Source organism: Acetobacterium sp. (genome assembly GCF_036508315.1).
In the GTDB taxonomy this organism is placed as follows: Bacteria; Bacillota; Clostridia; order Eubacteriales; family Eubacteriaceae; genus Acetobacterium.
This window is the reverse complement of the sequence record NZ_DATCHP010000025.1, coordinates 104,889-115,696: the sequence shown is the minus strand read 5'-3', so window position 1 is coordinate 115,696 and position 10,808 is coordinate 104,889. Positions and strand designations below refer to the sequence as shown.

The window sequence follows — 10,808 nt, the reverse complement described above, 5'->3', positions numbered from 1 at the left end:
TATCAACAACTTTATTTATTATAGCTATAGCAGGACATATTATTTATCATAGTTTAAAGACAATGCGATGGTACAAGTGCTTGTTTTAGGGAGATATAATTTGAAATATCATGAAAAAAAAATTAAATTGGATAATCCACTTTCGTTCTGGAAGCATTTTAAAAATGAAGAACGGTTTTTATTTTATAATCCAATAATAAAAGAGTTTATTATTGGTGCTAAACGTTTAAAAACTTTTTCTTTGGATGAAAGTGTAAAGGATTATTTATATATTTTTTCATCAATGACATTCTTTGATTCCATCAAAGATGAAAAATGGGTGAATTTTGGAAATGAAAATATTGCTTTTGAATATTATCTTGTTCAAAAAGATGGGAAACAGATATTTTATTACTTTAAAGATTTTGTTGAAATAAAAAACAGTGAAGTGGGAGTTTGCGACCATTCTTACAACTATGGAATAGACGATTATGAAACATGGACGCAAATGTTTTCTGGGGCTAATAATGCAATATCAGGAAAAGAGATAAATAAAGTTGTTATTTCAAGAGAAGTTAAAATTCAATGTGACACTTTAATAAATGTAGAAAGTGTATTACAGAAGCTTTTGAAACACAACATAAATAGCTTTGTATTTAGTTATTTTAAAGAAGGTAAAACATTTTTAGGTGCAACCCCAGAGATTTTGGTTCAAAAGGAAAAAAATAAAATTTTGAGCTATGCACTTGCCGGCACTATTTTACGAAGTAATGAAAATGATGAATTACAGAAGGAAGCGTTGTTAAGGGATACTAAAAATCGAAATGAACATCAAATTGTTATTGATTCAATAGTCGATGTTATGAAGAAATTTACAGAGGAATTGATAGTTGATGAAACTAAAATTTTGACACTTAAAAATTTACACCATATTCAAACACGGATTCATGGAAACGACAAAAAAAGTACTTTACTGCATTGGGTAAAACGGCTTCATCCGACACCTGCTTTAGGTGGAAATCCGGTGGATAAAGCTCTGGACTTAATTAAAAGATATGAAAAACATGAAAGAGGTTTGTTTGGGGCACCTATTGGCATAACAGATGAAAATGGGGATGGTATATTTGTAGTAGGAATAAGATCTGCTCTAATAGAGAAAAATATTGCATATGCCTATGCAGGCTGTGGCATTGTGGATAAATCAAATTGTGAAATTGAATACATTGAAACAAAAAATAAATTAAAGACTATAATTGAAAGTTTATAGTGAAGAGGAAAAATGAATGACAAATTATATTGCAGCGTTGGTTGACGAACTACATCAATTAGGAGTGCGTGAAGTTGTAATTAGTCCAGGTTCACGATCGACACCCTTATCCATATTATTTTGTGAACATGATTTTAAAATTTTTGTAAATGTTGATGAGCGTTCTGCAGGTTTTTTTGCACTTGGCATAGCAAAAGAACAGGCCCGACCGGTGGTATTGGTTTGCACCTCAGGTTCGGCTGTGGCAAATTATTTGCCGGCAATTGTGGAAGCAAAGTATTCAGGAATACCATTAATTGTTTTAACCGCCGATCGACCGCCTGAACTCCGTAATGTTGGCGCACCACAGACAATTGATCAAAATAAAATATTTGATAACTTCACAAAATATTATGAAGAATTGGCACTTCCTGAAGAAAATGAAAATATGTGCCGATATGTACGTGTGGTGATGCAAAAAGCATTTGCAAGCGCTATGTCAAAAGAATATGGGGTCATACACATTAATGTACCACTTCGGGACCCTTTAATTCCGGATTTGAGTAAGCTCGATTTTACCATAGGACGTGGAAAAAATAAATTTGAATACAGCAAAGGAGAAAATCAGATTTCCTTTGCTGCCTCTATTTTTAAAAATAAGAATGGGATTATAATATGCGGTGGAGATGCATATTCAAATTATCATAAAGAAGCAGTAGAATTAGGAGAACGGTTAAAAGTACCAATACTCGCTGATCCACTCTCTAACCTGCGGAATTACTCAAACGATATTATCATTGATAGCTATGATGCTTTTTTAAAAAATGATGATATTAAAAGAGAATTGGAGCCTGAATTTATTATTCACTTTGGACAATTGCCTGTTTCGAAACGGTTGCGGCAGTTTTTGACCCTGCATCAGGAGGCTTTATATATACAAGTGGGGGAAAGTTTTCAATATTGCAACCCATCATTGTCAACGAAAACATATATCCAGGCCTCACCGAAATTATTTGCCGAATCTATTTGTATAGAAAATAGCAGCAGAGGATATTTAGACAAGTGGTTAAACTATCAAAAAAAAATGCGTGAACGATTGAAGAGTGCAATGAATGAAGAGTGCTTATTTGAAGGAAAATTAATTCAAAAGCTGCAAAGTATCCTGCCTGAAAAAAGTAGATTAGTTGTAGCAAACAGTATGTCAATTCGTGATATGGATTACTTTTTTGAAGCCCGCAATCAAAATATAAAGGTATTATGCAATAGAGGCGCAAATGGAATTGACGGTACTGTTTCTACAGCACTGGGAATATCCACATCAAATAATCCAACGACTCTGGTAACCGGTGATTTAGCATTTTATCACGATTTAAATGGATTGTTAATTGGAAAAACACATAAACTGAATTTGATTATTCTGTTGTTGAATAATGATGGGGGAGGTATTTTCAGGTATTTACCCCAAAGTAAGGAAAATCATTTTGAAAAATTATTTTTAACCCCTCAGCGAATAAACTTCGAGGGAGTGAATACTTTATATAATACAATATATTATGAAGCAAAAGACTATAAGTCCTTTGAAGACTCTTTCAATGAAGCGCTGACTTTGGAAGGGGTTAAGCTGATTGAGGTAAAAATTGATTCAGAGTTGAGTAAAATACTGCATGATAAATACACAACATTGTAGGGTGACAGCATGTTTATCGAAATTGAAAATATTAAATATCATATTGAAGTAAAGGGTCGGGGGAAATCACTTATTTGTTTACATGGTTTTTCTGAAAATCTCAGCACCTGGGAATTTCTTGAATTACATGGGTATCAATTAATATTAATAGATCTTATTGGACATGGCAAAAGTGATAAACCCATCGACCCTAAATACTATTCCTTAAATATAATGCTTAAGCATTTAAATAAGCTCATTTATGAATTAGGTTTAAAGAGATATTCAATGTTAGGTTATTCTATGGGTGGTCGAATTGCTTTAGCATATGCTTTGACCTATCCAAAGGAAATTGATAAGCTGATTTTAGAAAGTGCTTCTTATGGCGAAAATGGATTTTTAAATCGATTAAAACGTCGCAGAAATGATTTGAACTTAGCAAAAAGTATAGAGGAAAATGGCATTGAATGGTTTACTCAATATTGGAGTGATTTAAGTATTTTTAAAACGCAAAGAAAATTGCCTGAAGCTGTTATTAATGAAATAAAAAAAAGAAGATTAGCTAATAGTACCCTTGCACTCTCAAATACATTGAAAGGCACCGGCCAGGGAAAATTTCCATGCTTGAAAAACAAAATAATTAAATTATATATGCCTATATTATATATCGGTGGAGAATACGATAAAAAATACGAAGCAGTCGGTAAGAATTTTGAAGAGTTGAATAGAAATATTAAACATGTTGTAATAAATGGATGTGGGCATAATACCCATATTGAAGATGCCAGTTCATTTGTGAAAGTTTTAAATGAATTTTTATAACTAATTTAGAGGAGTGAAAATATGAATAAATTTGATTGGAAAGATTCAAACCGTAATTATGAAGACATTAAATATGAAACTTATGATGGAATTGCAAAAATCACAATTAACCGACCTGAAATACGTAATGCCTTTCGGCCTAAAACCGTTATGGAATTAATTCACGGGTTTACTATGGCTCGTGAAGACAGTGAAATAGGTGTGGTTATTTTAACTGGGGCTAATCATGGACAGGGTGTAGACATGGAAGCCTTTTGCTCAGGAGGGGATCAGAAAGTGCGTGGGAATGGAGGATATGTTGGTGATGACAATATTCCGCGATTAAATGTTTTAGACTTGCAACATTTAATCAGAATCATTCCAAAACCAGTGATTGCAATGGTCAATGGATATGCAATTGGTGGTGGACATGTGTTGCATATAGTATGTGATTTATCAATCGCTTCTGAAAACGCTAAATTTGGGCAAACCGGACCCAAAGTGGGATCTTTTGACGGTGGATATGGAGCAGGGTATTTAGCAAGAATTGTCGGTCATAAAAAAGCACGGGAAATTTGGTATTTATGCCGTCAATATACTGCTAAGGAAGCTTTGGATATGGGACTTGTGAATACAGTGGTTCCCTTTGATGAGTTAGAACAAGAAACAGTAAAATGGGCAAAAGAAATAATGCAGCATTCGCCAACTGCACTGCGTTTCTTAAAAGCATCATTTAATGCAGATACAGATGGACTAGCTGGATTGCAGCAATTAGCAGGGGATGCTACTTTATTATTTTATACTACAGAGGAGGCAAAAGAAGGCCGAGATGCATTTAAAGAAAAACGAGACCCTGATTTTAAAAAATTTCCTAAATTCCCATAAATGAACTGGCAAAGGTGAGAGATATGAATTGGCTTAAAAAACATAAAAGTGAAAGCTCCAATAAAAAGTTTATTAATGATTTAACTTTTTGTGAAGTTTATGAACGTGTAACGGAATTAGCTGGAAAATTGTCATCCTATGTAAAAACTGAGAGAAGAGTTGCTGTTTATTCTAATAACTCAGTTGACATGGCGCTCTTTTTTTTAGCCCTCCAATTTTCGGGTAAAGAAGTGCTGATGTTAAATACTCATTTGACAGAGCAAGAAATAAGAAGTCAATTGAATTTAATAAAAATTAATGTAGTATTTTCCCATGACAATAAATTTATATCCTTTAATGAAGTCTACAAAAGTGAAAAGGAAGATATAAAATTAATAGAAGAGTTTGATGCCGAAAGCATTGCTGTTATCATGAATACAAGTGCTACTACTGGGGAATTCAAATCGGTTCCTCTTAGATGGAAACAGTTCTCTGCACATGTAAAGGCATCACAGAAAAGCATTGGGGTAACATTGACGGATAAGTGGCTTTTGGTGTTACCCATGTATCATATTAGTGGATTAACGATCTTATTGCGAAGCTTATACAACGGGACTCAAGTTACTATATTGGAAAAATTTGATGAAGAACAAATTTTAAGCTTAATAGAAAGGGGGATTGTAAATATAATATCCATTGTGCCAACCATGTTAAATAGGATTGTTGAGAGAATAGATAAACATAAATTACGGGTAGTATTGGTAGGCGGTGAATTTATTCCCAAAGCTTTAGTAGAAAAAAGCATCATGAGAAATATCCCAATATATAAAACCTATGGAATGACAGAGACAACAAGCCAGTCTACTACTTTTTCTGTATTAGAATATCCGGAAAAAATTGATTCTGTAGGAATACCACTGGAAAATGTAGATATCCGTATTGAAAACTCTGATGAAAAAGGAATAGGTGAAATTTTAATTAAAAGTCCTATGTTAATGGATGGATATATAGGTGAAGAAAACATAGACGGTTATTTTAATACAGAAGATGTGGGATATTTAGATGAAGATGGTTTTTTAAATATAATTGCTCGCCGTAAAAACATCATTATATCTGGCGGCGAAAATATTTATCCGAAAGAAATTGAAAATATTCTATATGCGCACCCGAAGATAAATGAATGTGCAGTGGTAGGTCTTAAAGATGAAAAGTGGGGACAGGTTCCTATAATTTATGTGGTTTCCACCTTAAATGAATATGAAATATTTGAATATCTTTCAAATAAATTAGCAAAATATAAGATCCCAAAAAAAATTATTCATATGAAAGAACTTCCTAAAAATTCAGTAGGGAAAATACTGAAAAGGGATTTATAAGGGGTGCGTAAATGCAAATTCAACAAATTGAACTTTTTCATATTAAAATGCCTTTGAATTTCGATTTCAAAACATCACAAGCTGCTATAAAGTGTCGTGAAACAATTGTAATTAAAGTTGAGGATGAACTTAAAAATAAGGGTTATGGTGAAGTTGTTTCTTTTAATGAACCTTTTTATACCCATGAAACATTAGGAGCTTCTAAGCAGGTATTAATAAATAAATATATTAAAGATGTCATTCATAAAGATATGGAGCATCCTTTTGATTTGCATAAAAATTTAGATATGGAATACCCAATGGCTCTGGCGGGCCTCGAAAATGCTTTGGTAGATTTATATTCCAGGAGAAACAAGCTACCCATTATGAAATGTGTATTTAATGAAGAAACCAATGAGGAGATATATGCAGGTGTTGTGCTTGGTGATTTGGATATTAAAGTTATTATAAAACAAATTGAAGATTATCAAAAGGAAGGATATATTCGCTTTAAAATAAAGATTAAACCCCAGGATGCCTTCATAAAGTTAAAGGCTATCAGAGAAAATTATCCTAATATTCAACTGCTGGCAGATGCCAACAGAAGTTATCAGTTTGATCAAATTAATGAAATAAAAGAGTTAGATGAATTTAATTTGCTATGTATAGAAGAACCGCTGAATACAGAAAATTTTTTGGGATATCAAAAACTTCAAAAAGAGCTTTGTACGCCAATATGTCTGGATGAAAGCATTCAAACAATTAATGACTTGAAAACTGCAATTTCGTTAAAAGCACTTAAGGTGTTGAATATAAAAGTAGGTCGTGTTGGCGGAATTTACTATGCTAAGCAAATGATTGACCTATGCAGGCAAAATAATATTAAGTATTGGATTGGAAGCATGGTTGAAAGTGGCATTTCTAAAATATTGCATGTTCATTTAGCCAGCTTAAATGATAATTATATCCCTGGTGACCTTTCATCATCAAAGCGTTACTTTAAAAAAGATATCATTAAACCGGAAATTATTGCACAAAATGGTATAATTAAAGTACCTAAAGGCTTTGGGTTAGGCGTCGAGATTGATGAGGCAGCATTAGAAAAGTATACAATAGACTATATTAAAATAGGTGGTGAGTAGCATGAATTTAATAGAGGGCTTAAATATAGAATACATTTATGTTTATGAAAGCGAACTTGAAGCTAAAATGAATTTAACGCAATTTCATAATCAGACCTTCGGCTTTTTACATGGAGGTGCAACAATTGCCTTTGGAGAAACTATAACAGGCTATTCTTCACTTCAAAAGATAAATAAAGATCAAGTGGCAGTGGGCCAAACGATTACTGCAAACCATATGAAACCTAAAAAAATAGAAGGTTACATTTTAGCAAAAGGCAAGCTATTACATAGAGGGAAAACATCTCATGTTTGGAGTGTTGAGATGTTTGATGAAAATAATGCCTTAATTTCATATATGACAATTACAAATGCTATTATTAAGTCAAATAGAGATTAGTCTTTTGCTGAGGAGAGGTAAAGAATGAGTTTCAAGTCAATCATAAAGCTTATGGATATAAAAACCCTTGTTGCAGGAACTGTTCCTGTAATTCTAGGCTCAATTTATTCAAAGTATGCTTTTGGAAAGTTTAATGTTATTTATCTTATATTGTTAATAGTAGCTATGATACTTATTCAAAGTGCCACTAATATGATCAATGATTACTTTGATTTTAAACGTGGAGCGGACAGCAAAAAAAGTGGTGATGAAAAAGCTTTAGTAAGCGGAGAGATTACTCCCAAACAAGTGTTGTTTATAATATTTTTATTTCAACTTATCGCTTTAATGATTGGTATTTTTATTGCTGGACAAACAAGTTACTATATTATTCTCATTGCAATTATTGGAGATATTGTTTCGATTTCATATGCATCCGGACCTTTCCCTATTTCATATACTCCAATTGGTGAAATCGTAGCTGGAGTAACCATGGGGATTGGCATAACAACAACAGTGATTTATATACAGTCTGGTGTTGTTAATTTAAATACAGTTTTAGTTGCAATTCCTACAGCACTATTTATTGCCACGATATTGCTGTCTAATAATTTAAGTGATATCGAAGAGGATAGAGAAGTTGGAAGAAAAACACTACCTATTTTATTAGGAGTCAAAAATACTGAGAGACTTTGGATTTTTAATGTAATAATGCTATTGGTATTAACATTTGTCTTGTTTTTAGTCCATATCTATCCTATTGTTGTATTAGTAACTGTTTTTATATTTTTCCCTTACAAATCCATATTTGATTTTTTGTCTTATGATAAAAACAGTTATACAAAAGGCAGGACTATGGGTCTTATTGGTAAGGTCGGAGTAAAATATCATTTAGCTGTAGCTTTTGGATTACTGGTATCAATCATACTTTAGAAAAATAAATTAAAAACAGAAGTTTGTTTATTACATGCGTGTTTCAAATAATACTAATCGGGTAAAAATTTATATATAATCAATCAGAAAGAAATATAGATATTGTAAGAAACATGAAAATACCTTCCCATTTTTGACATATAACATGAGCGAATGTAATATAAGCAGATAAAGAAAGGTTGCGAACATGATGAATAAAGAACTTAAAACCCAAAACCCAAAGAATGCTTCATCTGATGGAGATTTGATGAATGTCGAGCATGGAGATCATCAGGATCACGAGAAAATGAAGCATGATCATAGTGAACATCAAGTCAATCAGGATAAGAGTCATGAACTAATGAGTCACAACCATAATGAACATCATGTCAATCAGGAATTGACCCAGGAAGGGCACAACCATCAGGGACATGACCAAAGTCAAATGAATATGGAACATACGGGACATCATGATCATCATGAAATGATGGTGAAGGATTTCAAAAGAAGATTTTTCGTATCATTAATTATTATGGTTCCCATATTACTTTTATCACCAATGATTCAGATGTTTATGGGTGTTGACTGGCGGTTTACCGGGGATTCCTATCTGCTGTTTGGTCTTTCCACCATACTCTTTATATATGGAGGAAAACCCTTTATTACAGGCGCAGTGGATGAGCTTAAGAAAAAATCCCCGGCAATGATGACATTAATAACCCTTTCCATAACGGTTGCCTATGTTTACAGTACGCTTACGGTATTTGTTATCAGAGGCAATGACTTTTTCTGGGAGTTAGCAACTTTAATCGTCGTGATGCTTTTAGGTCACTGGATAGAAATGAAATCTGTGATGGGAGCATCAAAAGCTCTGGATGAACTGATTAAGCTTATGCCGGAAGTGGCACATGTGATTCAGGATAATGGTGAGACCATAGAACTGCCGGTAAAGCATTTAAAAGCAGGGGATACGGTTCTTGTAAAGCCAGGGGAAAAAATTCCCATTGATGGTCTGGTCTATGATGGCAGGTCTGCAGTGAATGAATCCATGGTCACTGGGGAGTCAGTTCCGGTAGAGAAAGAAAATGGAGATGAAATAATCGGAGGATCTATTAATGGTGAGGGAATTTTAAAGTTTAAAGTTTACCGGGTTGGAGAGGATACCTTTTTATCCCAGGTTATCAAGCTTGTCCGTGAAGCCCAGGCTTCAAAATCAAATACGCAGCGGTTAGCGGATCAAGCAGCCAAATGGTTATTCTACATCGCTGTAGTAGCTGGAACACTGACTTTCTCGGCATGGATGATCCTGACACAGGATTTAAACTTTGCAATTGAAAGAGCCGTTACTGTCATCGTTATATCCTGTCCACATGCATTAGGACTGGCAATACCTCTCGTTACAGCGGTTTCAACCAGTATCGGAGCCAAAAGAGGTCTATTAATCAGAGATCGGGCTGCATTTGAAAATGCTCGAAAATTAAACGCAGTGGTGTTTGACAAAACAGGAACATTAACAGAAGGCGAATTTGGAATAACCGATATTATTGCTGTCGGAATATCTCAGGAGGAACTTCTTTCTATTGCATATTCTATGGAATCAAACTCAGAGCATCCCATTGCAAAAGGTATTGTTAAGGAAGGAAAAAAATTAAAGCTAAAGATGAAGGAAGTCAAAGATTATCAGAATCTCACAGGAAAAGGATTAAAAGCCAATGTGGATGGCAAAGACATCATGATTGTGAGTCCCGGTTATTTGCGGTCAGAAAAAATAGCCTTTGATGAAAAAAAATATGAAAAACTTGCCAGGGAAGGCAAAACTGTTGTCTTCGTGTTAGAAAGAAATACGCTTCTCGGTTATCTTGCATTATCAGACATCATCAGAGATACTGCCAGGGAAGCCATTGATGCATTGAAATCCATGAATATTGAAACCATACTGTTAACCGGGGATAATCAGAGAGTTGCATCCTATGTAGGGAATCGTTTAAAAATCGATCAGGTGATTGCTGAAGTATTGCCCCAGGAAAAAGCTTCGAAAATTGATGAGCTTATTAAAGGCGGTAAGATCGTCGCGATGACTGGTGATGGGGTCAATGACGCACCATCACTGGCCAGAGCTGATTTAGGAATTGCAATCGGCGCAGGTACAGATGTTGCCATTGAAACAGCAGATGTTATTCTTGTCAGAAATAACCCACTGGATGTGGTAACTATTTTAAATCTTTCAAAGGCAACCTATCGAAAAATGCGACAAAACTTAATTTGGGCAACCGCCTATAATATCATTGCGCTGCCGCTGGCAGCAGGGGTCTTGTATTATCAGGGCATTGTTATCAGTCCGGCATTAGGCGCAGTTTTTATGTCATTAAGCACAATCATTGTGTCCATTAATGCCAGACTGCTTAAAATTGATTAAAGATATTGATTAGAATAATATGAAAAACATACCATATAAATTAATAGAGGAGCTTTGCACAAAGATAAC

At 34.0% G+C, this 10,808-nt stretch carries 9 protein-coding genes; all 9 read left to right on the top strand.

Translation table 11 applies throughout. The features are described 5' to 3' along the window. The first annotated feature begins 100 nt into the window (after positions 1–100). The 9 genes from VIK44_RS03240 (at position 101) to VIK44_RS03200 (ending at position 10,739) form a co-directional block, all read left to right on the top strand. Positions 101–1,246: an isochorismate synthase gene (locus VIK44_RS03240; RefSeq protein ID WP_331552405.1), complete on the top strand. Its 1,146-nt coding sequence runs from the start codon at positions 101–103 to the stop codon at positions 1,244–1,246. Positions 1,247–1,262: 16 nt separating this feature from the next. Then, on the top strand, positions 1,263–2,912 hold the full coding sequence (gene menD, locus VIK44_RS03235) for a 2-succinyl-5-enolpyruvyl-6-hydroxy-3-cyclohexene-1-carboxylic-acid synthase (protein ID WP_331552404.1): 1,650 nt from the start codon (positions 1,263–1,265) through the stop codon (positions 2,910–2,912). Between the two features lie 9 nt (positions 2,913–2,921). Continuing rightward, positions 2,922–3,713, top strand: coding sequence for a 2-succinyl-6-hydroxy-2,4-cyclohexadiene-1-carboxylate synthase (menH, locus tag VIK44_RS03230; protein ID WP_331552403.1), 792 nt, complete (start codon positions 2,922–2,924; stop codon positions 3,711–3,713). A gap of 21 nt (positions 3,714–3,734) precedes the next feature. Then, on the top strand, positions 3,735–4,577 hold the full coding sequence (menB, locus tag VIK44_RS03225) for a 1,4-dihydroxy-2-naphthoyl-CoA synthase (RefSeq protein WP_331552402.1): 843 nt from the start codon (positions 3,735–3,737) through the stop codon (positions 4,575–4,577). A 23-nt stretch (positions 4,578–4,600) separates the two neighbouring features. After that, a complete protein-coding gene (menE, locus tag VIK44_RS03220; RefSeq protein ID WP_331552401.1) occupies positions 4,601–5,932 on the top strand; it encodes an o-succinylbenzoate--CoA ligase in 1,332 nt (443 codons plus the stop codon). An 11-nt stretch (positions 5,933–5,943) separates the two neighbouring features. Then, positions 5,944–7,053, top strand: coding sequence for an o-succinylbenzoate synthase (menC, locus tag VIK44_RS03215; RefSeq protein WP_331552400.1), 1,110 nt, complete (start codon positions 5,944–5,946; stop codon positions 7,051–7,053). Between the two features lies 1 nt (position 7,054). After that, complete coding sequence (locus tag VIK44_RS03210; RefSeq protein WP_331552399.1) at positions 7,055–7,432, top strand: PaaI family thioesterase; 378 nt, start codon at positions 7,055–7,057, stop codon at positions 7,430–7,432. Positions 7,433–7,456: 24 nt separating this feature from the next. After that, complete coding sequence (locus VIK44_RS03205) at positions 7,457–8,344, top strand: prenyltransferase (protein ID WP_331552398.1); 888 nt, start codon at positions 7,457–7,459, stop codon at positions 8,342–8,344. Between the two features lie 187 nt (positions 8,345–8,531). Next, positions 8,532–10,739, top strand: a complete 2,208-nt coding sequence (locus VIK44_RS03200; RefSeq protein ID WP_331552397.1) for a copper-translocating P-type ATPase — start codon at positions 8,532–8,534, stop codon at positions 10,737–10,739. Positions 10,740–10,808 lie beyond the last annotated feature (69 nt).